At 71.2% G+C, this 23,681-nt stretch carries 17 protein-coding genes and 1 pseudogene; 8 read left to right on the top strand and 10 right to left on the bottom strand.

The window, feature by feature from the left end:
* Window positions 1–50: 50 nt before the first annotated feature.
* Window positions 51–2,483 carry a LuxR C-terminal-related transcriptional regulator gene (locus tag ABT294_RS24195; protein ID WP_350808515.1) on the bottom strand — a complete coding sequence of 811 codons (2,433 nt, stop codon included), beginning with the start codon at window positions 2,481–2,483 and terminating at the stop codon, window positions 51–53.
* A gap of 204 nt (window positions 2,484–2,687) precedes the next feature.
* Here ABT294_RS24195 and ABT294_RS24190 point away from each other — a divergent pair.
* Window positions 2,688–3,964: pseudogene (locus tag ABT294_RS24190) on the top strand (RNA-guided endonuclease InsQ/TnpB family protein).
* Between the two features lie 13 nt (window positions 3,965–3,977).
* On the opposite strand, the gene ABT294_RS24185 reads toward ABT294_RS24190, so the two are convergent.
* Entirely contained in the window at window positions 3,978–4,721 is a 744-nt protein-coding gene (locus ABT294_RS24185) for an AMP-binding protein (RefSeq protein ID WP_350808513.1), read from the bottom strand.
* 216 nt (window positions 4,722–4,937) lie between these two features.
* Here ABT294_RS24185 and typA point away from each other — a divergent pair, with 216 nt between their 5' ends.
* Both typA and ABT294_RS24175 read left to right on the top strand, forming a co-directional pair.
* Window positions 4,938–6,788, top strand: a complete 1,851-nt coding sequence (gene typA / locus ABT294_RS24180; RefSeq protein ID WP_350808512.1) for a translational GTPase TypA — start codon at window positions 4,938–4,940, stop codon at window positions 6,786–6,788.
* A 322-nt stretch (window positions 6,789–7,110) separates the two neighbouring features.
* Window positions 7,111–9,648 (top strand): hypothetical protein, encoded by a 2,538-nt coding sequence (locus ABT294_RS24175; protein WP_350808511.1) that lies wholly within the window; start codon window positions 7,111–7,113, stop codon window positions 9,646–9,648.
* Here ABT294_RS24175 and ABT294_RS24170 read toward each other — a convergent pair.
* The 4 genes from ABT294_RS24170 to ABT294_RS24155 all read right to left on the bottom strand — a co-directional run bounded on the left by ABT294_RS24170 (window position 9,605) and on the right by ABT294_RS24155 (window position 13,830).
* Window positions 9,605–11,032, bottom strand: a complete 1,428-nt coding sequence (locus ABT294_RS24170; protein ID WP_350808510.1) for a DUF2079 domain-containing protein — start codon at window positions 11,030–11,032, stop codon at window positions 9,605–9,607. The genes ABT294_RS24175 and ABT294_RS24170 overlap by 44 nt on opposite strands.
* 311 nt (window positions 11,033–11,343) lie before the next feature.
* A complete protein-coding gene (locus ABT294_RS24165) occupies window positions 11,344–11,994 on the bottom strand; it encodes a DUF2461 domain-containing protein (protein ID WP_350808509.1) in 651 nt (216 codons plus the stop codon).
* Window positions 11,995–12,024: 30 nt separating this feature from the next.
* Window positions 12,025–12,735 carry a polysaccharide deacetylase family protein gene (locus ABT294_RS24160; RefSeq protein WP_350808508.1) on the bottom strand — a complete coding sequence of 237 codons (711 nt, stop codon included), beginning with the start codon at window positions 12,733–12,735 and terminating at the stop codon, window positions 12,025–12,027.
* 519 nt (window positions 12,736–13,254) lie between these two features.
* Window positions 13,255–13,830, bottom strand: coding sequence for a helix-turn-helix domain-containing protein (locus tag ABT294_RS24155; RefSeq protein WP_350808507.1), 576 nt, complete (start codon window positions 13,828–13,830; stop codon window positions 13,255–13,257).
* 88 nt (window positions 13,831–13,918) lie between these two features.
* On the opposite strand from ABT294_RS24155, the gene ABT294_RS24150 reads away from it, so the two are divergent.
* Complete coding sequence (locus ABT294_RS24150; protein ID WP_350808506.1) at window positions 13,919–14,752, top strand: EamA family transporter; 834 nt, start codon at window positions 13,919–13,921, stop codon at window positions 14,750–14,752.
* A gap of 138 nt (window positions 14,753–14,890) precedes the next feature.
* Here the strand turns inward: ABT294_RS24150 and ABT294_RS24145 are convergent, their stop codons facing one another.
* Window positions 14,891–15,475 carry a sigma-70 family RNA polymerase sigma factor gene (locus tag ABT294_RS24145; protein WP_350808505.1) on the bottom strand — a complete coding sequence of 195 codons (585 nt, stop codon included), beginning with the start codon at window positions 15,473–15,475 and terminating at the stop codon, window positions 14,891–14,893.
* 247 nt (window positions 15,476–15,722) lie between these two features.
* Between ABT294_RS24145 and ABT294_RS24140 the strand changes: the two genes are divergently transcribed.
* Window positions 15,723–16,796, top strand: coding sequence for a PLP-dependent cysteine synthase family protein (locus ABT294_RS24140; RefSeq protein ID WP_350808504.1), 1,074 nt, complete (start codon window positions 15,723–15,725; stop codon window positions 16,794–16,796).
* Here ABT294_RS24140 and ABT294_RS24135 read toward each other — a convergent pair.
* Entirely contained in the window at window positions 16,793–17,764 is a 972-nt protein-coding gene (locus tag ABT294_RS24135) for an ABC transporter substrate-binding protein (RefSeq protein WP_350808503.1), read from the bottom strand. The two genes, ABT294_RS24140 and ABT294_RS24135, sit on opposite strands and share 4 nt — an antisense overlap.
* Before the next feature lie 105 nt (window positions 17,765–17,869).
* Here ABT294_RS24135 and ABT294_RS24130 point away from each other — a divergent pair, with 105 nt between their 5' ends.
* Genes ABT294_RS24130 through ABT294_RS24120 form a run of 3 tightly spaced genes read left to right on the top strand, consistent with a single transcriptional unit; the run spans window position 17,870 to window position 20,729 of the window.
* Window positions 17,870–18,901 carry a FecCD family ABC transporter permease gene (locus ABT294_RS24130; RefSeq protein ID WP_350808502.1) on the top strand — a complete coding sequence of 344 codons (1,032 nt, stop codon included), beginning with the start codon at window positions 17,870–17,872 and terminating at the stop codon, window positions 18,899–18,901.
* Entirely contained in the window at window positions 18,898–19,944 is a 1,047-nt protein-coding gene (locus tag ABT294_RS24125) for a FecCD family ABC transporter permease (protein WP_350808501.1), read from the top strand. The genes ABT294_RS24130 and ABT294_RS24125 overlap by 4 nt, the downstream gene beginning before the upstream one ends.
* On the top strand, window positions 19,941–20,729 hold the full coding sequence (locus tag ABT294_RS24120; protein WP_350808500.1) for an ABC transporter ATP-binding protein: 789 nt from the start codon (window positions 19,941–19,943) through the stop codon (window positions 20,727–20,729). Before ABT294_RS24125 ends, ABT294_RS24120 begins: the two co-directional genes overlap by 4 nt.
* Here ABT294_RS24120 and ABT294_RS24115 read toward each other — a convergent pair.
* Entirely contained in the window at window positions 20,665–21,948 is a 1,284-nt protein-coding gene (locus ABT294_RS24115) for an MFS transporter (RefSeq protein ID WP_350808499.1), read from the bottom strand. The two genes, ABT294_RS24120 and ABT294_RS24115, sit on opposite strands and share 65 nt — an antisense overlap.
* Before the next feature lie 6 nt (window positions 21,949–21,954).
* Window positions 21,955–23,625, bottom strand: a complete 1,671-nt coding sequence (locus ABT294_RS24110; RefSeq protein WP_350808498.1) for a tetratricopeptide repeat protein — start codon at window positions 23,623–23,625, stop codon at window positions 21,955–21,957.
* Window positions 23,626–23,681: the final 56 nt, after the last annotated feature.

Genomic DNA, 23,681 nt, shown 5'->3' with positions numbered 1-23,681 from the left:
CACGGTAAAGAGGACATCTCGTGCGTACATCGGGCGGAATATGCAGATGGCTATGCAGAAGTTCCCGAGTGCTCGGCGGCCCACACGGCGATCTGCGCCCGCGAGGTGTAGCCGAGCTTCTCCATGATGTTGGCGATGTGCCGTGCCACGGTCGCCGGGCTGATCACCAGCTCCGCGGCGATGCCCCGGTTGGACAGGCCGCGCGTCAGCAGGGCGGCGACCTCCAGCTCGCGCGCGGTCAGCAGCGAGCGCCTGACCGGTTCGGCGGCCACGGGGCCGCTCACCCTCAGCCGCTCGCCTTCCAGGACGCGCCGGGCCGCGTCGTCGGGGTTCACCGCCGCGCCCCGCACCCAGAGGGAGGCGGTACGGCCGTCGCCGAGCTTGGCACGGGCGCGGGCGCGCAGTTCCCCGATCCTGATCGTGGCCGACTGCTGGCCGATCGACTCGCGCAGCGCCGCCGCGGCGGCGGCCGCCAGCACCGCGCCCTCCAGGTCGCCCTCGGCCTCCGCCAGCACCGACAGCCCGACGAGGCAGCGGGCCACCCCTTGGCGCTGCCCGGTCTCCCTGCTCAGCGCCAGGCTCGCGGCCAGCCGCTCCCTCGCCGGACCGAACTCGTGCAGCATCGCCGCGACCCTGCCGGTCCTGGCCATGCAGCGCGCCAGGTCGGCCCCGCTGCCCAGCTCCTCCAGCCAGGGGACGGCCAGCTCGTACTGGGCCATCGCCGTGACCAGATCCCCGCGGACCTCGGCCACCGACCCGAGCTGCATCGCGGTCCGCGCCAGGATCCAGCGGTGGCCGTGCGTGTGCGCCCGCTCCAGGGCCTCCTCGCCGTACCGCTGGGCGTCGCGCAGCCGCCCTCGCACCAGCGCCACCGCCGACAGCCCGGCCAGCCCGGCGGCCTGGTTCCACGTGTCGCCCTTGGCCGCGGCCAGGGCCATGCCCTTCTCCGCGTGGTGGAACGCCTCGTCGACCCGGCCCATGCGCAGCAGCAGCATGACCGCGAGGCTGTGGACGACGCACACGCAGAAGGAGTCGTCGTCGCGCAGGCCGTCCAGGCTCTGCATGGCGTACTCCAGGGCTCGGCTCAGCTCGTCACGCGCCTCCAGCCCGTAGGCCAGGTACGCCTTGGCACGGGCCACCTGCTGGTCGGTGACCTGGCCGAGGTCCAGCGCCAGCAGCCGCTCCAGCCAGCCGACGATCTCCGTCACGTTGCCGCTGACGGGCAGCAGACCCGTGCTGGACGCGCAGAGTCGCAGGCCCAGTGCGGCGTTGCCGGATTCGACCGCCCAGTCGAGCGCCGCCCGCAGGTCGTCGAGGTGGCCGCGGCTCAGCGTCAGGGCTGCCAGCCGTTCCCGCCACGGGATCCCCTGCTTGAGCAGCTCCGTGGCGAAGTGGCGTTCCTGAAGCGCGCACAGCACCTCCAGGTGGCGTTCGCGCAGCACCTCGCACTCGGCCGCCTCCGCCAGCCGTCCGGCCGCGAAGCTCCTGATCGTCTCCAGCATCCAGTAGCGCCTGCGGGCCTCGTCGCACAGCACGAGCGACTTGTCGACCAGGCCGCCGAGCAGATCGACGATCTCCGGCTCGGAGATGGGCCGCTCCGTGCAGACCTGCTCGGCCAGGTCGAGGTCGAAGGCCCCGGCGAAGACCGACAGCCTGCGCAGCAGCACCTGCTCCTTGACCGACAGCAGCTCGAAGCTCCACTCCACGGCGGCGAGCAGGGTGCGCTGCCTGGCGGGGGCCGTGCGGCCGCCCGTGGTGAGCAGCGAGAAGCGGTCGTCGATGCGGTCGGCGATCTGGCCGGGGCTGAGCAGGCTGGTACGGGCCGCGGCCAGCTCCAGCGCCAGCGGCAGCCCGTCGAGCGCCCGGCACAGGCGCACCACGTCGGGCAGGCTGTCGGGCCCCAGCCGGGTGCCCGCCGCGGCCGCCCTGTCGAGGAAGAGCTGCACGGACTCGACGTCGCCCGCGCCCGGGCCCGGCGGTTCTGACAGGCCGGGCAGGTCAAGCGGCGGCACCCGCCAGATCAGCTCGCTCGCGATGCGCAGCGGCTCCCGGCTGGTGGCCAGGATGTTCAGCCGTCCGCACGCCGCGACCAGCGCCGCCACCACCTCCGCGCACCTGTCGACCAGGTGCTCGCAGTTGTCGATCAGCAGCAGGCCGCGCGAGTCGCGCAGCCTGGCCGTCAGGGTGTCGAACAGCGCGCGGCTGCCCTCCTCGCTCACGCCGAGCGTTCTGGCGATCTCCTGCATGACCAACTCGGGACGGGTGATCCTGGCCAGCTCGACCAGCCACACGCCGTCGGGGTAGCGCGGCAGCAGCCTGACCGCCACCTGCTGCGCCAGCCGGGTCTTGCCGATGCCGCCGACACCGCACAGGGTCACCACGCGCGTCTCGCCGAGCAGTTCGCACAGGTCGTCGATGTCGCGCTCGCGACCTACGAACCGGTTCGGCTCCGCGGGGAGATTGTGCCGGAGGCCGTCTGCCATGACCTCACAGTGTCGTACTCGGCGCGCTCTGTCACCGGTTTCTCACCATGACCCGGAGGAAGCCCGTTCCGTCAGGGCCGGGGGAATCCAGGCCCCGCAAGGGTTGCCCCGACGGAGCCGGGACAACCCAGGGCGCGAAGCGCACATTACGTCACCTTCTCCCTTTCGCTGACGGATCTTTCTGTGCTGCGGCAGAATGCGAACGTGCGTACGGCGTACAAGGTGTGCGGGTCTACCCCACTCCCGAACAGGCTGCGGTGCTGAATCGCACGTTCGGCTGCGTACGCCTGGTGTGGAACAAGACGCTGGCGTGGCGGCGCCACCGCTACCGCGCCGACGGGGCCACGACGTCCTACGCGCAGAGCGACCGGTATCTGACCGAGTTGAAGCGCGACCCCGAGTTCGGGTTTCTGTTCGAGGTCTCCTGTGTGCCGTTGCAGCAGACGTTGCGGCACCAGTACACGCCGTTCGTGAACTTCTTCGCCGGACGCGCCCGCCATCCCCGGTTCAAGTCCCGGCACGGCAAGCAGTCGGCGACCTACACCCGCTCGGCGTTCCGCTGGAAGGACGGGCGGCTGTTCCTGGCGAAGATGGACGCGCCGCTCGCGTTCGTGTGGTCCTGGCCCGAGGTGGACCCTGCCACGCTGAACCCGACGACGGTGACCATCTCCCGCGACCCCGACGGCCGCTGGCACGCCTCCCTCGCCGTCGAAACCGCCGTCGAAACCGCCGACACGACCGCCGTCGAAACCGCCGACACGACCGCCGTCGAGACCGCCGACGAGACCGCCGGCGAAGGCGGGCAGGTCCCGGCTGCCGGTTCGGCGGTCGGTGTGGATCTGGGCGTCAAAGACTTCGCGGTCCTGTCCACCGGGCAGCGCATCGCCAACCCCCGTCATCTGGAACGCAAGGCGAAGAATCTGGCCCGCTACCAGCGGCGCATGGCCCGCAAACAGCGCGGCTCGAACAACAGGAACAAGGCGAAGGCGAAGGTCGCCCGCGCGCACACCAAGGTCCGTGACGCCCGCGCCGACTTCCTCCACAAGACCAGCGCCCGCCTGGTACGCGAGCACGACCTGATCGTGATCGAGGACCTGGCGGTGCAGAACATGGTCCGCAACCGCCGACTGGCGCGGGTCATCTCCGACTGCGGATGGGGCGAGTTCCGGCGGCAACTGCAGTACAAGGCAGCCAGGCACGGGCGGCACCTGATCGTGATCGACCGCTGGTACCCCTCCAGCAAGACCTGCTCGACGTGCGGGCACCTGCTCGCCGAACTCCCGCTCAACACCCGGACGTGGCACTGCCCGTCCTGCGGCACCCGGCACGACCGGGACATCAACGCCGCCAAGAACATTCTGGCCGCTGGTCAAGCGGTGTCCGCCTGTGGAGCTGACGTGAGACACTCCGGGCCCTCTCGGATGCGGTCGGCTGTGAAGCAGGAAACTTCACTCGTGAGGGTGGGAACCTCCCTCCGTTAGGAGGGGGAGGAAGTCAAAGACCGAGAGAGCTGACGATCGCCCGCTCGTCGACGACCCGTAGCACCGGGTCTCCGAGCAGCTTCCTGGCCAGTTCGTACGGGGCCACCACGAGCGTGGCGGCGCGCTCGCCGGCCAGCACCCGGGCGCCGATCAGCGTCGGCTCGTGCGCGATCACCACCTGGGCGCCCGCCATCATCGCCAGGTCGGCGACCCGCAACCCCGTGAACGGCTCGCTCACCGCGCTGAGCACCACGTCGTCCTTGCTGATCAGCAGGCGGCTCGCCAGCCTGCGCAGGTCGGTCGCCAGCTCGTCGTGGTCGAGCACCCGGTCGCCGTCGAGGCTGAGCGCGGGCCCGGCGAGCGGCCCGAACTCGACCGTGCGCCCCCCTATCAGGTCGGCGAACTGGATCGCGCCCGGTGTCCGCTCGAAGGTGAAGACACGCTGGACGTCCACCGCCTCGCGGGTGTGAGGCCCCTGGGTGATCATCATGAGGGCGGTGCCGGTGGCTCCGAGGACGGCGGTGCCGCCCGCCCAGGCCACCGCGTGCACCGCCACGGTGAGCCCGACGCCGAGGGGCAGGTCGACGAGCACGCGGTCGCCGTAGCGCAGGCCGAACCGCCGCAACCCGGCCGCCGCGTGCGTGACCCGCCGCGCGAACGACGCGTACGACAGCACCTCGCCCGTTCTCACGTCGCTCACCGCCGGCTGGTCGCCGCGCACAGAGGTCATGCCCATAACCAGCTCTGTCCAGGTCATGCCGTCAATGTAGGGACCCCAGGAGTCGCTGACATGCTCAGCAATGTGTAACCGGCTATGTACGTCCGGATCACGCTCGTCCGCCATATGCACGCCAGAGCGCCGGTTCCAGCCTCTGGACCTGGTCACGCTCCCGCCATGAGTGGGATCAACTAGACTTAGAAGGTCCGCGACTTCGCGCGGCCCGCCCCCACGATCACAGAGCGAGACGTCATCATGCCTTTGAACAGCCGCGACGACCTGCGGAACATCGCGATCATCGCGCACGTCGACCATGGCAAGACCACGCTGGTCGACGCCATGCTCTGGCAGTCCGGGGCGTTCCGCGCCAACCAGGACGTCGACGACCGCGTCATGGACTCCAACGACCTCGAGCGCGAGAAGGGCATCACCATTCTCGCCAAGAACACGGCGGTCAGCCACGGCGGCATGACCATCAACATCATCGACACCCCCGGCCACGCCGACTTCGGCGGCGAGGTCGAGCGCGGCCTGTCGATGGTCGACGGTGTCGTGCTGCTGGTCGACGCCTCCGAGGGCCCCCTGCCGCAGACCCGGTTCGTGCTGCGCAAGGCGCTGTCGGCCAAGATGCCGGTGATCCTCTGCATCAACAAGGTCGACCGGCCCGACGCGCGCATCAAGGAGGTCGTCGACGAGGTCTACGAGCTCTTCATGGACCTCGACGCCACCGAGGAGCAGATCGACTTCCCGATCGTGTACGCCTCGGCCAAGGCCGGCCGCGCCTCGATGAACCGTCCCGACGACGGCGGCATGCCCGACTCCGAAGACCTGGAGCCGCTGTTCGACATCATCAAGTCGACGATCCCGGCGCCCACCTACGACCCGAACGCGCCCCTCCAGGCCCACGTCACCAACCTCGACGCGTCGTCCTACCTGGGCCGTATCGCGCTGTGCCGGATCCACCAGGGCGTGCTGCGCAAGGGCCAGCAGGTCGCCTGGTGCCGCACCGACGGCTCCATCCAGAAGGTCCGCATCAGCGAGCTGCTGATGACCGAGGCGCTGGAGCGCAAGCCCGCCGAGGAGGCGGGCCCCGGCGACATCATCGCCATCGCCGGCATCCCCGACATCATGATCGGCGAGACGCTGGCCGACCCCGAGGACCCGCGCCCGCTGCCGCTCATCACCGTCGACGAGCCCGCCATCTCGATGACCATCGGCACCAACACCTCGCCGCTGGTCGGCAAGGTCAAGGGCGGCAAGGTCACCGCCCGCATGGTGAAGGACCGCCTCGACAAGGAGCTGGTCGGCAACGTCTCGCTGCGCGTGCTCCCCACCGACAGGCCCGACGCCTGGGAGGTGCAGGGCCGCGGCGAGCTGGCGCTGGCCATCCTGGTGGAGCAGATGCGCCGCGAGGGCTACGAGCTGACCGTCGGCAAGCCGCAGGTGGTCACCAAGACCATCGACGGCAAGGTGCACGAGCCCGTCGAGCGGCTCACCGTCGACTGCCCGGAGGAGTACCTGGGCGCGGTCACGCAGCTGCTGGCCGTCCGCAAGGGCCGCATGGAGCACATGACCAACCACGGCACCGGCTGGATCCGGATGGAGTTCGTGGTCCCGGCGCGCGGCCTGATCGGCTTCCGCACCGAGTTCCTCACCGAGACCCGGGGCACCGGCCTCGTCCACCACGTCTTCGACTCCTACGAGCCGTGGTTCGGCGAGCTGCGCACCCGTAACAACGGCTCCCTGGTGGCCGACCGGTCCGGCCCTGTCACCGCGTTCGCCATGCTCAACCTGCAGGAGCGCGGCACCCTGTTCGTCTCGCCGACGACCGAGGTGTACGAAGGCATGATCATCGGCGAGAACTCGCGGTCCGACGACATGGACGTCAACATCACCAAGGAGAAGAAGCTCACCAACATGCGCTCCTCCACCAGCGAGGAGACGGAGAAGGTGATCCCGCCGCGCCAGCTCTCGCTGGAGCAGGCCCTCGAGTTCATCCGCGAGGACGAGTGCGTGGAGATCACGCCCGACGCGGTCCGCATCCGCAAGGTCGTCCTCGACGCCGCCATCCGCGGCCGGGCCGCCGCCCGCGCCAAGCGCGCCTGACCGGCGGCGCAGTGACAGGACGGCCTGACACGCACGACGTGCCGGGCCGTCCCCATCCACCCAAGTGAAGGCCCGGTAAGTGACGGGCCGTCCGCTCCACCTCGATCACGGCCCGGTACCTGACGGGCCGTCTTCCTTACCCCGGCTCACGGCCCGATACGTAACGGGCCGTCGTCCTTTACCGCAGCGTGACGGGCCCGTCAGCGCGGTGCGGCGCGGCCGATACGGAAGTGTGGCGTCGCCGACAGGCGTGCCGCAGGTGTGATCACACCGTTACCGTTCGAGAGGGAACCCCACCCGGCTCGCGTGGATCATCCATTCTGTGGGGAAGCTCCGGATGGTGGTCGCGTTCGGGCTGGCTGCGGTCTCGGTGGCGGCGATCGTCTGGTGCGCCCTGGCAGCCAGGCCCGTGGCGATGCCTGCCCCGACGGCCGAGACGCCCGTGCCCGACCCGTGGGAGCTGACCGCCGGGCGGACCATGCCCACGGTCGAGTCCGACCGCGGGGCCACGACCGAGGTCGTCATCGCCAGGGCCACCCCGTCCGACCTGAGAGGGGTGCCCCAGGGGCGGCTGGACGAGCGGCAGCGCCAGGTGAAGGTGACCATCGTGCACCAGCTGCGGATGGACACGTCCGACGACCTGGCCGAGACCCTGCGGCAGGGCACGGGCTTCCCCGAGGGCATCAGGCGGTTCACCGACAACGGGTTCGGCGCGATCAAGGTCTCGGGCACCGAGCTGCTACCGACCACCCGGCAGGCGCCCGTGCTCACCACGTCCGGCAAGCAGACCACGGCGAAGTTCACCGTCACGCTGCTCCGCCAGTACAAGCCCGAGGAGCTCATGGCGCTGGCCTTCAACGCTCCCGTCGGCAGGCCCCTCGTGGTCGTGCGCCGCACCGTCGAGGTGGTCACCGGCGAGTGGACCGTGCTGCAGGTGAAGGGCGTCGAGCCCGACAAGGAGGAAGTGGAGCGGCTGGAGTTCACCGTCGGGCCGTACCCGGTGACCGTCACCCTGGCGCAGGACTCCTACGGCTTCCCCGACAAGCAGGAGGAGGACGACTTCTCCTGGGCGACCGCGCTCGGCGTGCTCACCGCGATCGCGCTCGCCGTCTTCCTGCTGCGCTCGCTGGGCACGGCCTGGTGGCAGCGGGTCCCCAACAGGCAGCTGGCCGTCGGCCTGGCGCTGGCCGCGCCCACGCTGGCGATCCCGCTGGTCGCGGAGGCGTTCACACCGTTCGCGTACGTGATCCTGTTCGGCGTGGTGCCCGCCCTCGTGCTGTGGCACGCGAACAGGGTCCTGCCGACCAGCCCCTACTGGACGCAGCGGGAGGTGCTCGGCGCGAGCGCGCTCGGCGTGCTCGTGGCCCTCGGCATGCTGTCGTGGTCCTTCCTGCACGGGCAGGTCCCCGCCCCGACGCTGTTCGCCGCCGGAAGTGTCGCCGTCCTGGCGGCGGCCGGGTCGGCGGTGGCCTTCAGCGTGGACCTCGGCGTGCGGGCGGTGGACACGCGGCTGTCCGCGCTGGCCGCCGGGGCGGCGATCGGCCTGCTGGCGCTCGCGCTGTGGGTCAGGGCGCTGCTGAACGGCGTCTACCCGCCCGACAGCGTCCGGCTGGCGCTGGCGGCCGGCTGGGCGCTGATCCCGATCGCCGCCATCGCGGTGACCACGAGAACGTGGTCGCGGGCCGCGATCCTGGTGTCGGTGGCCACCAGCCTGCTCGTCCAGGGCTGGCCCATCGAGTGGCTGGACGCGGGGTCGTGGAGCCTGCCCCTGCCCGGCCAGGACGTCCCGAAGATCGGCGCGGTGCCCCTCGACCCGCTCATGCGCGGCGTGCTCGGCCTGCTGCTGCTCGGGTTCGCGATGCTGGTGCTGCGGCTCAGACGGCTCGGCGGCGCGATCACGGCCGTCGACCACCAGAGGGCGCGGGCGACGATGATCGTCTGCCTGATGGTGCTCTACCTCACCCCCCGGGGGAGTTTCACGCTGGCCGACAGCAACGTGCCGCTGCCGCTGCTGTCGATCACCGCGCTCGTCGCCTGCCTCGCCGCCCTGTGGCTGCTCTCCGGCGCCCGTCCGGCGATCGTCGAGCCCGCCACGTCCGACGAGCACCGGGAGCTGGTCAGGGCGGCCCTGCACAAGCGGCTGCTGCTCATCGCCGAGCAGGAGCTCTACCGGCTCGGACGGGGCAAGCTCGGCGCGGGTGAGCTGAGCATGGCCGAGTTCGACGCCCGGCGGCACGACCTCGAGCAGTCGCTGCGCGCGCACGGCCGCCACCCCGAGACCGCGTTCGCCACGGCGGCGGGCTGCACGCCGTGGCACAACGGCGTGCAGGCGTTCGTCGTCAGCCTGCTGCTGAGCCTGCCGCTGCTGCTCGTGTACGGCTGGCCGTCGGGGCCCGACCTGACGAGCTTCCTGTTCGACGCGCGCTACCTGCTCACGCTGCCCGCCTTCGGCTTCCTGTTCGGCTACTTCTACCCGCGCATCCGCGGCACCCAGCCGATGACCAAGGCCCTGTACCTGATGGCGGCGGCGCTGCTCACGGAGCTGTCGGGGTACCTGTCGACGCTGGCCGCGCCCGACCTCGGGGCCCTGGACAAGCTGCAGGTGGTGGCGATCGTGGTGGGTGGAGGGGCGCTGGTCTGCATCGGGCTCGGGCTGTACTGGGAGTGGCGTGTCATGCACCTGGCCGGGGAGCCGTGGGCCCGGGTGCGCAACGTCCGCAGCGTCCGCAGCCTGGCCACGCCGCTGGTGGCGATCGTCATCGCGGCGGGCACCACGGCCGCCACGTCGGCGGCCGGGCAGACGGTCGACCGGATTCTCAAGGGCGACCAGGGGACGTCGAGCCTGTCTCGCCTGCCCTGAACAGGACCGTGTAGCCGTCGCGGGCGAACCTCACCTGGTAGCCGGCCGCCACCAGGGTACGGACGCGCTCCTGCTGCTCGGTGAGCTCCTTGAACGGGAAGGTCCGGCGGCCGATGTCGGCCACGACCCAGGGCGCCCAGCGGGGTGTCCGGTCCCACAGCAGCACGGTGGCGCGTCCGGACAGGTTCGGCGCGAGGTTGTTGGCCGCCTCCACGAGCACTCCGTCGGGCACCGCTGCGACGGCCGCCGCAGCGGCCCGCTCCCGCTGGTCCAGCCGGTACGCCCCCGGGTCGGCCAGGCCCCGGAGCGCGAAGAACGGCACGCTCGCCACCGCGAACGCCAGCACCCCGGCCGCCCACCAGCGCGCCCACCCGCCCCAGGCGGCCTCCCCGCGGCGCGCCCGGAGGCGCCGCACGCCGTCGACCCCGGCTGCGAAGACGACCACCACGACGAAGGCGTTGTAGTGGTACTCGGGCACCCACCAGTTGGGGAACGAGCTGGCCAGCATCCGTTCCGCGAGCAGCGGGACGGCCATCAGCGCCAGCGGCGACAGCAGCGCCGCCAGCAACGCGACGCCGAGCAGCAACGCCAGCGTGACGAGCTTGACCGGCGGGCTGCCGAGCTGGGCGAGCACCGCGACGGGGTCGGTCAGCGCGGTACGCGCCACCCCGGGCATGTCGGAGCCGAGCGCGCCGTACGCCCAGTAGTAGTCGGCCCTGCCCCCGAACAGCGGGATGAGCACCTGCGAGGCCAGCCAGGTGAAGGCGAGCCCGCCGACCGCGAACGCGCCTCCCAGGGCCCGCCAGCCGCGCTGGAGGAGCAGCACCAGCCCGAACCCCGCGACCAGCAGCCCCATGTCCTCCTTGACGCACAGCAGGCCGAGCGCCGCCAGTACGACGGGCACCCGCCTGCCCGCCTGCCACCGTTCGAGCAGCACGGCTGTCAGCAGCGGCGCGAAGGCGGCCTCGTGGAAGTCGAACGCGACCGTCTCCACGACCGGCCACGAGAGCGTGTACGCCACCGCGACCAGGTGCGCGGCTCCCGGGCCGAGCGACCGCCTGGTGAAGACCCACAGCGGGACCGCCGCGGCGGCCAGCAGCACGGCCTGGGCGACGAGCAGGGTCCGCGGGTCGTCGAACACCCAGTACAGCGGGGCGAGCAGGGCCAGGATCGGCGACCAGTGGTCGCCGAGGACGCTGAACCCCGGCCCGAAGTCGTTGTGCACGCCCTTGACGATCGCGACGGGCAGCCGGAACTGCGAGTACGACCGCACCGCCTGATCGAAGATCACCAGGTCGTACGCGCTGGCCTTGAAGTTCGCGAAACGCAGCAGCGACAGCACGGCGTAGACGGCGGCCGCGACGCCCGCGACCGACCCGATCACCACCCGCTCCCGCCTCCCCGGCCGCCCACGGCTCCCCGACCGGTCGCCCTCCCCGTCAGGCCGCACGCTCCCGCCGCGACTCCCCGACCTCCCACCGTCACCGTGAGCCCTCTCTCCGCGCCCGGCCGCCTGCTCGCGGGCCCCGCGCGATTCGGGGGGTTCAGGGAGTTCCGCGGTTCCGGAGCGGTCGGAAGGTCGCGGGGGCTCGTGGCGCTCCGGTGAGAGGGAAGGGGGGCGCGCGGAATCACCCGTCCCGCTCGATGGGGGCCGGGTTTCGCCGTTCGTTGTCAGCGCGTCTTCGTCGGGGTGTGTCACCGGCGCGGCAGCTCGCTCCCCCTGACGTGGGTGCACAGCCACGCCACCAGCGGCCCGTAAGCCCGCCAGCTTTCGCGCACCCTGCCACGGACCTCCTCCGTGTGCACCCACGGCTCCGGTTCCAGGCGCAGCCCCGCGTACAGCGACCTGTGACGCAGCAGCTCGATCCGCGGGTGGTCTTCGGGGACGCCGCGCGGCCTGGTCTTCAGCCGGTCGCCTTCCAGCGTGTAGCCCGCCGCCGTCAGCTCGGCCACGATCGACTGCAGCGGCTTGCCGGAGAGGTCCTCGTCGACGGCGGCGCGGTAGCGGGCCACCTGGTCGGCGGCCTGGGTGTAGATGCCGCCCGCGATGAACAGCCCCGCCGCGCTGACCTCGACGTACAGCCCGATGCCGGGCATCAGGTCGATGAACGCCCCCTGGTGGGTCTTGTACGGCGACTTGTCCTTGGCGAACCGCACGTCACGGTACGGACGGAACAGCTGCGCAGTGCCGAACTCGTCGGCCAGCTCGTCGGTGAGGGCGAGCATCGGCGCCCGCACCGCGTCCTCGTACAGGTGCTTGTGGCGGGTGAAGTACGTCTTGGAGTTGTCCGCTTCGAGGCCCTCGTAGAACACGAACGCCTCGTCGGGGAAACCGGTGAAACCCATGCCGTAAGAGTGCCACGGACGGGCGACGGTTCAGCGCCCGCTGTAGCGCCTGCCGGGCACCAGCGGGTGGTTGAACAGCTCCGACACGGTGACGAAGGTGAACCCCTTCTTGGTGAACGTGTCGAGGATCTTCGGCACGGCCTCTACGGTGGTGCGGTGGATGTCGTGCATCAGCACGATGGCTCCCGACCGGGCCGTGGTGGCGCGCCTGGCCACGATGGCGGGCACGTGGTCCTGCCAGTCGAGGGTGTCGACGCTCCACAGGATCTGGGCCAGCCCGTCGCGGCGGGCCTCGTCGGCGACCCTGGAGTCCGTCGATCCGTACGGCGGGCGCATGATCTGCATCCGCACGCCGGTCAGCTGCCGTACCAGGCGCTGGGTGAACCGCAGCTGGCGCCGCAGCACGCCGTCGGGCACCGCGGTGAGCTGCGGGTGGCTCCACGAGTGGTTGCCGAGCTCATGTCCGTCCCTGAAGATCCGGCGTACGAGGTGCTTCTTGTCGGCGGCCACCATCTGCCCCACGACGAAGAACGTCGCCCGGACGTGCCGGGCCTTCAGCAGGTCGAGCAGGTGGTCGGTGTAGTCGCCCGGGCCGTCGTCGAAGGTCAGCGCCACGCACTTGACCCGCCTGCAGTTGACGTGCTGACTCGGCCAGGAGGGTTGGATGGCCACCAGGCGCCTGGCCAGCACGCCGGGGTCGATCCTGGCCGGCGGTATGGCGACCACGGGCAACGGCGCCACAGGTTCCGGGCTCCCGGCACAACCCGCCAACATCAGCAAGGCCAGCGGCAACCCCCACGCGCGCATGCTTCCCCCTGAAAGCGTCGGCGGGGATCACGGGTAGTCCTGGGCCGGGCCTCCCCGCAGCTCCTTGGCCAGGTCATCCCACCAGAGTGGAATGTGTGCCTGTAGCTCTGCGTAACGACGCGCCACTCTCATGGCGCATCCAACCGGATCCGTACCCAAATGCCGACGTTTCACCGCTCCTTCCTGCCAACGGTAAAAGCCGTCACCGTAACGGACGACCAGACCGATCCATACGGAAAGGGTCGCCTCGTCCCCCACTTCGTAGGCGGTGGTGACACCGAGACCGTGAAGCTCCGCGTGGAGCTTCTCCGTCGCGGCACTGGCCTCACTCACACGCCACCCCCAGCCGACGATTCGCCGCACACACCGGGATGTACCCACCAACGGGCACCAGCCGTCAAGGACATGGAGTAATCATGAAACTCCAGATGGTGATCTGGAGGCCATTCGACGTTATTGGTCAGGCACCTGTCTCGGTTCCGCTACCACCATCACGAGCCTGAGTTCCTCCTGCCCGCGGTTGGCGTAGCGGTGCGGCCTGTCGGCGGTGAACAGGACCGCGTCGTCGGCTCTGACCAGGTGATCCTTTCCGTACACGGTCAGGGTCAGCTCTCCCGCCAGGACGGTGAGCATCTCGCGGGTTCCCGCCGGGTGGGCGTCGCCGTCGTGGTGCTCGCCGGGGGCCAGCCGCCAGTCCCACAGCTCCAGGATCGTCGGCCGTTCCGCGCCGACGAGCAGCCTGGCCCGCACCCCGCCCTGGTCGAAGGTGACGACGTCCGACCTGTCGATGACCCTGACCACGGGCACGTCGGAGACCTCGACCAGCCCGGCCACGGTCACGCCGAGCGCGGAGGCGATCCGGGTGAGGGTGGAGATGCTGGGGTTCGTCCGGCCCTGTTCGATCTGGACGAGCATTCCCCTGCTCACTCCCGACCTGGCGGCGAGCGCGTCGAGCGTCAACCCCCTGTGCGAGCGCTGGGCGCGGACGTTGTTCGCGATCGCCTGAGTGATCGTCGCCGGATCTTCCATGCAGTGCAGTGTAGTGAATCCGATTTGCAGTATGTTGCACCCTATGTGTTGTACTAAGGGTGCAACACAGTGAACTGGACGGTGGAACGTGACAGCGGTGATCCTCGCGACGGCCTGCGCGGTGGTGTACGGCACGGCCGACTTCTTCGGCGGGCTGGCCACCCGCCGCTCCCGCGTGCTCTCGGTCGTGTCGCTCTCGCAGCTCGCCGGGCTGGGGCTGATCCTCGCCCTTCTGCCGCTCCTACCGGGCCACCTCAGCGAGGGGGCGCTGCTCTGGGGGCTCGGCGCGGGGTTCGCGGGCGCCGCCGGACTGGTGCTCTTCTACCGGGCGCTGGCCGCGGGCGTGATGTCGGTGGTCGCGCCGACGACGGCGGTGACCTCGGCCACGCTGCCGGTCGTCTTCGGGCTGGCGACCGGCGATCGCCCCGAACCGGTGGCACTGGTCGGCGTGGCGCTGGCCCTCGGCTCGGTGCTGCTGGTCAGCCAGGACCGGTCCGCGGCGAAGCGCGGCTCGGCGGCCTCCGTGCTCGCCGCGCTGGCGGCGGGGGCGGGGTTCGGCGGCTTCTTCATCCTGCTGGCCATGGCCCCCGACGGGTCGGGGCTGTGGCCGCTGGTGGGGGCGCGAATGTCGTCGATCACCATGGTGGTGCTGCTGGCCGTGGTGACGCGGCGCTCGCTCAGGCCGGGCCCGGGGTCGCTGCACATCATCGTCGCGGCCGGCGTCCTGGACATGGCGGCCAACGTGCTCTACCTGCTGGCCCAGCAGCGCGGGCTGCTCAGCCTGGTGGCCGTGCTGGTGTCGCTGTACCCGGCGAGCACGCTGCTGCTGGCGAGACAGGTGCTCGGCGAGCGGCTGCAGGGAATCCAGGTGGCGGGGGTCGCCTGCGCCCTCGGAGCGGTGGCGCTGATAGCCGTCGCGTAGGGCGGCGAGGTCGCCTGCGAGGGACGATCCGGGCTACATATCACGGGAGCCCGAATCCCCTCGGGGATACGGGCTCTGGATCAGCAGGCGGACGGCGGGATGCTCCGCGTCCGCCCGCACATGGGGTGGGGAGACCGACTAGGCGGCGCGCTGCGCGGGAAGGCGCACGGCGCCCTCCTCGTGGGCGTACTCCTCGAGCATGCCGCGGAGCTGGCGGCGGCCGCGGTGCAGCCGCGACATCACCGTGCCGATCGGCGTGCCCATGCGCTCGGCGATCTCCTTGTAGGCGAAGCCCTCGACGTCGGCCAGGTAGACGGCCACCCGGAAGTCCTCCGGCAGCGAGCGCAGCGCGTTCATCACGACGTTGTCGGGGAGCCGCTCGAGCGCCTCGGTCTCGGCGGACTTCAGGCCCGTCGAGCTGTGCGACTCGGCGGCGTGCAGCTGCCAGTCCTCGATGTCCTCGGCGGCGGACAGCTTCGGCGAACGCTGCTTCTTGCGGTAGTCGTTGATGAAGTTGTTGGTGAGGATGCGGTGCAGCCACGCCTTGAGGTTGGTGCCCTCGCGGAACTGGTGGTAAGACGTGTACGCCTTGGCCACCGTCTCCTGCACCAGGTCCTCAGCGTCGGCCGTGTTACGGGTCAGGCGCATCGCGGACGCGAAGAGCTGCGAGGTCACGGGCACGACGTCGCGCTCGAACCAGTCCTGACGCTGCTCATCGGTCATGGTGATCAATTCATTCCCCCTTGCGCTTTCCCCCGTTTCGGCACGAAGCCGTCCGACGGCGTTCTCATCGTGACAGACCCTACGTAAGGGCCTTGTTAGCGGATCCCGCCTGGTCAGAGAGGTGAACAGTCCATCTGCTCGCGGCGTGCTTGATCACGTCCACGGCCGGACAAGTCTCGTAATCGTAACACTATTTACCCAATCCCGCAGGAAGAGTGGCCAGAGTCACACCCGATAGCGTATAGGCATGGATTTCGTTGACCGTCACGACACCGGCGCGCGTCACTGGGTGGCGGAGGCCATCCGCAAGGTCGAAGCCGACGCCAACCGGAGTTGTGATACTCATCTGCACGTCTTCCCGTTGCCCTCGCACTGGGGAGTAAACCTCTACCTGAAAGACGAGTCGGTGCACCCGACCGGTTCACTCAAGCACCGGCTTGCCCGCTCGCTGTTTCTCTACGGCCTGGCCAACGGCTGGATCGGCCCCTCGACCACGATCGTGGAGGCGTCGAGCGGCTCCACGGCGGTGAGCGAGGCGTACTTCGCGCGGCTGCTCGGCCTGCCGTTCATCGCGGTGATGCCCGCGTCCACCTCGCCGGAGAAGATCCACCTGATCGAGTTCTACGGCGGCAAGTGTCACCTGGTCACCGACGCCGGCGCCATCTACGACGAGTCGCACCGGCTCGCCGCCGAGACCGGCGGCCACTTCATGGACCAGTTCACCTACGCCGAGCGGGCCACCGACTGGCGCGGCAACAACAACATCGCCGAGTCGATCTACGCCCAGATGTCGCTGGAGCCGCACCCCGAGCCGGCCTGGATCGTGGTCGGCGCGGGCACCGGCGGCACCTCCTCGACCATCGGCCGCTACATCCGCTACCGCCGCCACCAGACCCGCCTGGCCGTCGTGGACCCCGAGGGCTCGGCCTTCTACCCCAGCTGGACGTCGGGCGACCTGTCCGCCACCGCGGCCGGCTCCCGCATCGAGGGCATCGGCCGGCCGCGCGTGGAGCCGTCGTTCCAGCCGACGGTCATCGACCGCATGATCGCCGTGCCGGACGCCCGCTCGATCGCCGCCATGCACTGGGTACGCGAGGCGACGGGCCGCGACGTGGGCGGTTCGACCGGCACCAACGTCGCGGCCTGCGTGGACCTCATCCGCGAGATGCGCGCGTCGGGCACCGAGGGCAGCGTCGTCACCCTGATCTGCGACAGCGGCGACCGCTACAGGGGGACGTACGGCGACCCCGGCTGGCTGGCCGACCAGGGCTTGGACCTCGCGCCGCACCTGGCCGACCTGCGGGCCTTCCTGCCGTCCTAGGACGCCGCCCTGGCCGGGTCCACCGCGAAGAGCTTGGCCACGTCGTCCAGGATGGCGTGGGCGCCCTGGATGCCGACGGCGCTCATCCAGGTCAGGTCGCTGACATCGTGCTTGTCGCCCTTGAGCTTGCCCCACAGCGGGTTGCCCAGGAACTTCTGCTTGGGCCCGTCGGAGGACGGGTCGGGGTAGGTGGAGACGAAGACGTGGTCGGCGTCGAGGTCGGCGATGCGCTCCTGGCTGACGTCCACCGCGATCGCGTCCTGCTTGGTGGGCTGGCCCTGGGGGCGGGGGAAGCCGACGTCCTTCAGCACCACGCCCGAGTAGGAGTTCTCCACGTACAGGCGGGTGGTCGGCTCGCCGGCGAAGCGGACGACGGAGACCGTCGGCAGCTTGCCGTCCTTCTCCTTGATCTCCGTGCCGATCTTGGCGGCCCGCTCCTCGTAGGACTTGATCGTGGTCTCGGCGAGCTGCTCCTTGCCCAGCGCCTGCCCCATGAGGCGGAGGTTGTCCTTCCAGATGGCGCCGGTCGTCTCGCTGAACACGGTGGGCGCGATCTTCGAGAGCTTGTCGTAGAGCGCCTCGTGCCGGACCTTGGCCGAGACGATCAGGTCGGGCTTGAGCGCGATGATCTTCTCCAGGCTGGGCTGCTCCAGCGTGCCGACCGGCGTGGCCTCCTTGCCGTACTGGGCGGCGACAGCGCCGAGGTAGTCGGGGAGCTTGGTGTCGATCGAGCGGTAGGTGGTATAGCCGACCACCGGCGTCTGCAGCGTGAGCACCGCGTCCACGAAGCTCTGGTCGAGGGCGACGACCCGCTTCGGCTGTGTGGGGATCTTCGTCTCGCCCATCGCGTGCTTGACGGTGCGGAACGGCTCCGCGGGCTGCGCCGGAGCGGCAGCCTTCCCGGCCGAGCCGCAGGCGGCCAGGCCGGCCAGCAGCACGGCGCCCACCAGCGCACGCAACGGTCTCATGGCGATCCCTTTCCAAAAGATCTTAGTTAGGCAACCCTAATTTAGGTTAGCCCTGCCTAACCTGGCATACTTCATGACGTTCGGGCAAACGCTGAGGAGGAGACGGTGAGCGCAACCGCCGTGGCGCCCCTGCGCGGCATCCACCACCGGCGGGTCCTCGTCCTCTGCGGCCTGCTCGCGGCCGTGCTCGTGGCCGTGGTGCTGAGCGTCACGATCGGCTCCAAGCCGGTGCCGCCCGCCGACGCCTGGCACGCGCTCACCGACCCGACCGGCACCGAGAACGACATCGTCATCCGCTCCCTGCGCATCCCCCGCACCGCCCTCGGCGTGCTGGCCGGGCTGGCGCTGGGCGTCGCCGGAGCGCTCATGCAGGGCCACACCCGCAACCCGCTCGCCGACCCCGGCCTCCTCGGCGTCACCCAGGGGGCCGCGTTCGCGATGGTGGCCTCGATCATCCTGCTCGGCGCGTCCAGCCTGCTCGGCTACATCTGGTTCGGCCTGGCGGGAGCGCTGGTCGCCAGCGTCGGCGTGTTCGCCCTCGGCATGGTCGGCGGCAGGGGCGGCCCGACCCCCGTCACGCTCGCCCTGGCCGGCACCGCCGTCAGCGCCTTCCTGTACGCGCTCACCTCGGCCATCGTCCTGCTGGACGAGCAGGCCATGGACGTCTTCAGGTTCTGGCAGGCCGGCTCGATCGCCGCCCGCGGCCCCGACGTGGTCTGGCAGGTGCTGCCGTTCATCCTGATCGGGCTGGTGCTCGCCCTGGTCAACGCGCCCGGCCTCAACGCGCTCTCCCTCGGCGAGGACGTCGCCCGCGGCCTCGGTCAGAACATCGCGCTCACCCGGGGCGTCGGCGTCGCCGCGGTGACCCTGCTGTCGGGCGCGTCGGTGGCCGCCTGCGGCGCGCTGGCGTTCGTCGGCCTGATCGTCCCCCACCTGACGCGCCCCCTGTCCGGCACCGACCACCGCTGGCTGCTGCCGTACTCGGGGCTGGTCGGCGCCGCGCTGCTGCTGCTCGCGGACGTGATCGGCAGGGTCGTCGCCCCTCCGGGGGAACTGGAGGTCGGCGTGGTGCTCGCGCTGCTCGGCGCGCCCTTCTTCGTCGCGCTGGTCCGCCGCAGGAAGCCGGTGCGGCTGTGAGCGCGACCGTCCCGCTGCGGGTGGCGGGCCTGTCCTGGCGCGTACGCCTGCGCGGCCTCGCCGTCACCGTGACGGGCCTGGTGCTGCTCGCCCTGCTCATGGCGCTGAACATGCGCATCGGCGACATCCCGATGAGCGTCGCCGAGGTCGTGACCGGCACCTTCGACGTCTCCAGCCAGAACCACTTCGTCATCATGGAGCTGCGTCTGCCCAGGGCGCTCACCGGCGCTCTGGTGGGCGCGGCGCTCGCGCTGTCCGGCGCGATCATCCAGTCCATCGCCCGCAACCCGCTAGCCAGCCCGGAGATCCTCGGCGTCACCACTGGCGCCTCCGTCACGGTCGTGGCGGGCGTGGTGGTCAGCGGCAGCGCGTACGGCGGAGTCAGCGGGCTGCTCTCGACGATCGGCATCCCCGCCCTCGCCCTGCTCGGCGGCCTGCTCGGCGCGACGATCGTGTACGCGCTGGCCTGGCGGCGCGGGCTCGACGGCTACCGGCTGGTGCTGGTCGGCATCGGCGTGGCGGCCGTGTTCACGAACGTCAAGTACTGGCTGCTGACCGTCGGCGACGTGAACGACACCAGCAGGGCCATGGTCTGGATCAGCGGCTCGCTCAACGGCAGGGGCTGGGAGCACGTCGTCCCGGCGGCGCTGGCGCTGGCCGTGCTGGTCCCGCTCACGCTGCTCGGCACCCGCTCGCTCGACGCGCTGCGCTTCGGCGACGACACGGTCACCGCGCTGGGGGTGCGGATGAACCTGTCGCGCGCGCTGATGATCCTCGCGGCCGTGCTGCTGGCCGCCGTGGCGACCGCCTCGGCCGGGCCGATCGCGTTCGTCGCGCTGGCCTCGCCGCAGATCGCGCTCCGGCTGACCCGCTGCGCCCAGCCGCCGCTGCTGTCGTCGGCGATCGTCGGGGCCGTGCTCACCGCCGGGGCCGACCTGATCGCCCGCGTCGCGTTCTCGCCGCTCGAACTGCCCGTGGGAGTGGTGACCGCGGTGCTCGGCGCGCCCTACCTGATCCACCTCATCTGGAAGGCCCGCAAATGAGGCTGCAAGCCGTGGACGTCCGGCTCGGGTACGGCGAGCGCACCATCATCGACGGGCTCGACCTCGGCATCGAGACGGGCACGGTCACCACGATCATCGGCCCGAACGGCTGCGGCAAGTCCACCCTGCTGCGCGCCCTCGGCCGCCTGCTGAAGCCGCGCGGCGGGGAGGTGCTGCTCGACGGCAAGCGCATCGACCGGACCCCGACCCGCGAGGTGGCCAAGGTGCTGGGCGTGCTGCCGCAGGCGCCCACCGCGCCGGAGGGGCTGACCGTGGCCGACCTGGTCGCCAGGGGCAGGCACCCGCACCAGACCTGGTACCGGCAGTGGTCGTCGGACGACGAGAGCGCGGTCGCCGCGGCGCTGGACATGACCGGCCTGGCCGACCTGGCGGAACGCCCGCTCGACGAGCTGTCGGGCGGGCAGCGGCAGCGCGCCTGGATCTCCATGGCCCTGGCCCAGGGCACCGACCTGCTGCTGCTCGACGAGCCCACCACGTTCCTGGACCTGGCGCACCAGGTGGAGGTGCTGGAGCTGGTGCGGCACCTGCACCAGGCCGCGGGCCGGACCATCGTCATGGTGCTGCACGACCTCAACCTGGCCGCCCGCTACGCCGACCGGCTGGTGGCCATGCGGGAGGGCCGGGTGGTCGCGGCGGGCACGCCGCACGACGTGCTGACCGAGGACCTGCTGGCCGAGGTGTTCGACCTGGACGCCAAGATCATCCCTGATCCGGTGGCGGGGACTCCGCTGGTCGTGCCCGTCGGCCCTCGCTCCCGTCCCTGAGCGCCTCCACGTCCCTGAGCGGTGACCTGGTCACCGCGCCCGCGACGGCCAGCCAGCTCAGCCCGGCGAACGCCATGACCACGTAGGCGTTCCTGACGGCCGACTCGAACAGCCCCGCCGCCAGCGCGGCCAGCGGGATGGACGAGAAAGCGATCATGCGGGCGGTGCCGAGCACCCGTCCGAGGAGGTGGTCGGGGATCAGCCGCTGGCGGACCGTCGCGATGGCCACGATCATCGTCCCCGCGCCCGCGAACTGCCCCATCCAGGCCAGCCCGACCAGCACCGGCCCGCGCGCCGGGATCATCGCCAGCATCGACACCCCGCCCGCGACGGCCGACCAGCTGATCAGGCGCGCCGGCGGGCACCTGCGTACCAGCCGACCGCCCAGCAGCGCCCCGGCCACCGCGCCCGCCCCCTGGAAGGCGTAGACGGCGCCGATCTCGCCGGGCGTGAACCCGTGGTAGGAGCTCAGGTAGTAGACGAGGTCCGCGAGCAGCAGCCAGACCCCGAAGTTGCAGGCCAGCGAGATGAGCGCGGTCGTCAGGACGGCTCGCCCGCCGTGGAGGAGGAACCGCAGCCCCTCGCCGATGTCCGCCCCCACGGACGCGCGGCGGGCCCCTGACTCGTCCTGCACCCTCCCGCTGGGCCCGCCTTCTTGCCTCCTGAACCTTCCGATGAGCGCGATCAGCAGCGCGGACAGCAGGAACGTCCCCGCGTCCGCGTAGACCGCGACCTGGTAGCCGAACGCCACCACGAGCGCGCCGCCGGCCACCGGGCCCGCCATGTTGACCGCGTGCTCACCGATGTGGATCCGCGCGTTGGCCTGCGGCAGCCGCTCCGGCCGCACCAGCGAGGGCACCATCGCCCGGAACGCCGGCTGGTAGAGCGGATCGACCGCGGCCAGCAGCAACGCCACCAGATAGATCGGCCAGAGCTGCCGCACCCGCACGCTGACCACGACCGCGAGCACGGCGCTGATCGCCCCGGAGAGCGTGTCCCCGAGCAGCAGGACGCGCCCGCGGTCGAACCGGTCGGCCAGCACCCCGCCGAACATCGCCAGCGCCAGGTACGGCAGGTACTCCATGACGTAGACCAGGCCCGTGCCGAGCGCCGAGCCCGTCAGGTCGTAGACCAGCAGCGGCAGGGCGAGCCGGTAGATCCAGGTGCCCAGCGACGAGGTCAGGAAGGCCGCCAGCAGGAGCCAGAAGCCGCCGTCCACGGGGGGTCAGGCCCTGGCGAGCTCCCGCGCGATGTCCGGGTCGTCAGGAGCCAGCTCGGCGGCCCTGAGCAGGTCCTGTCTGGCCTCCTCGGCACGTCCCGCGGCCCGGTGCACCAGGGCCCGGTTGAACAGCAGCTCCGCCGTCTCCGCGAGCTTCAGCGCCCTCGTCAGGTCGGACAGGGCGGCGACGTGGTCGCCGGAGTCGTAGGCCAGCGCGCCGCGGCTCGCCCAGGCGGCCACCAGGTCGGGGTCGAGGTCGAGGGCCGCGTCGAAGGCGGCCACGGCTTCCGCCTGCCTGCCCTCGGCGGCCTCCACCTGCCCGAGGACGCACATCAGGTGAGGGCTGCGCGGGTCGAGGGCCAGCCCGCGTTCCACGTCCTGCCTGGCCAGGTCGTACGCGCCCGCCGCCGCGTGCAGGCCGGACCTGTTCACGTACGCGGGGGCGAACTCCGGGTCGAGCTCCAGCGTGTGGTCCAGGTCGGCGCGGGCGCCGTCGAGGTCTCCGGTGGCGAACCTGACCTCCGCCCGGTTGTAGTACGCCTCGGGGAAGGGCGGGCTGAGGCGGATCACGGCCTCGAAGTCGGCCAGCGCGTTGTCGTACCTGCCGAGTTTGTGGAGGAGGTTGCCGCGGTCGAGGTAGTAGTCGGGGTAGCCGGGGTCGGCGCCGATGGCGATCGCGTAGTCGGCCAACGCCTCCTGGGTGCGGCCCGCCATGGACATCAGCTGGGCCCTGTTGGCGTACAGCACGAGCCGGTGGACGGGGTGCTCGCCGCGCAGGTCCTGCTCGGCCAGGTCGATGGCCTCCTGCACCAGGGCGAGCGCCTCGTCCCGGCGGCCCCTGCGGACCTCCACCAGGGCCTTGCCGTTGAGGTCGAACCCGAGGTGGAAGGCGCGATCGCGGGGATCGGGCAGCAGCGAGGTGAGGGCGACGGCCTCGTTGATCCAGGCCAGGGCCTGCTCGGCGTCGCGCTGGGCGGGGTCGTGGTGGCGTACCAGCAGCATGGCCGTGCCGTACGCGATCGTGGCGCGGTGCTTGGGGTCGGTGCTCTCGCGGCGGGCCCTGTCGTAGAGGGCGCGGGCCTCGTCCTCGCGTTCGATGGCCTCCAGCGCACCCGCCACCCGCTCGACGAGCCGGCGCCAGCCCTCCGGGTCGGCCTCGTACGCCATGCCGCGCAACGCCTCCAGGCCCGCTTCGGCCATGGCGTGGTGGAAGCCCTCGTCACGGAACCGGTCGAAGTCGGCGCGGAGCGGGCCGGTTCCCGGTGCCGACCGGCCGCGGACGATCCGCAGCAGGCCGGGGTCGAGCCGCCGCCCCAGCACCTCGGCGAGCTCGGTGTCGGTCGGGTCCGCCTCGTCGAGGTTGTCGACCGTCAGGGTCAGGGGCCGGCTCCTGCCCAGGTGGTCGCGGACGAACTCGGCCAGCCCGTTGGCGATCCTGAGCGTGCGGCGGGCCCCGGGGATCAGGATGCGCTGCGCCCTCGGCAGGCTGTCGGCGAGCGACCGCCTGCGCACCGGGATCTCCAGGTGCGGCGCGGCGGCGCGGATCTCGATGTCGTGCGCGGCGACCAGGTCGGGCCACCGGTCCAGCGCCTCGGGGACGAGGCGGTCCAGCAGCGCGGCGCCGAATGTGTAGGGGCCGTGGAGCCTGCGGTCGGCGTCCAGAACGATCGTGTCCACCCGATGCCTCTTCCGTGGTCCGTCTCCGGTGCTGTCACGGCCGGCGCCCCGTCAGG

The organism is Nonomuraea sp. NPDC000554 (assembly GCF_040300065.1).
Classification (GTDB): domain Bacteria; phylum Actinomycetota; class Actinomycetes; order Streptosporangiales; family Streptosporangiaceae; genus Nonomuraea.
This window is presented reverse-complemented; position numbering and strand designations above follow the sequence as displayed.

Excerpts from the sequence above, each read along its gene's own strand:
- ABT294_RS24195 (WP_350808515.1), bottom strand. The coding sequence starts at position 2,483 with ATGGCAGACGGCCTCCGGCACAATCTCCCCGCGGAGCCGAACCGGTTC.
- ABT294_RS24185 (WP_350808513.1), bottom strand. The coding sequence starts at position 4,721 with ATGACCTGGACAGAGCTGGTTATGGGCATGACCTCTGTGCGCGGCGAC.
- typA (WP_350808512.1), top strand. The coding sequence starts at position 4,938 with ATGCCTTTGAACAGCCGCGACGACCTGCGGAACATCGCGATCATCGCG.
- ABT294_RS24165 (WP_350808509.1), bottom strand. The coding sequence starts at position 11,994 with ATGGGTTTCACCGGTTTCCCCGACGAGGCGTTCGTGTTCTACGAGGGC.
- ABT294_RS24155 (WP_350808507.1), bottom strand. The coding sequence starts at position 13,830 with ATGGAAGATCCGGCGACGATCACTCAGGCGATCGCGAACAACGTCCGC.
- ABT294_RS24145 (WP_350808505.1), bottom strand. The coding sequence starts at position 15,475 with ATGACCGATGAGCAGCGTCAGGACTGGTTCGAGCGCGACGTCGTGCCC.
- ABT294_RS24140 (WP_350808504.1), top strand. The coding sequence starts at position 15,723 with ATGGATTTCGTTGACCGTCACGACACCGGCGCGCGTCACTGGGTGGCG.
- ABT294_RS24135 (WP_350808503.1), bottom strand. The coding sequence starts at position 17,764 with ATGAGACCGTTGCGTGCGCTGGTGGGCGCCGTGCTGCTGGCCGGCCTG.
- ABT294_RS24120 (WP_350808500.1), top strand. The coding sequence starts at position 19,941 with ATGAGGCTGCAAGCCGTGGACGTCCGGCTCGGGTACGGCGAGCGCACC.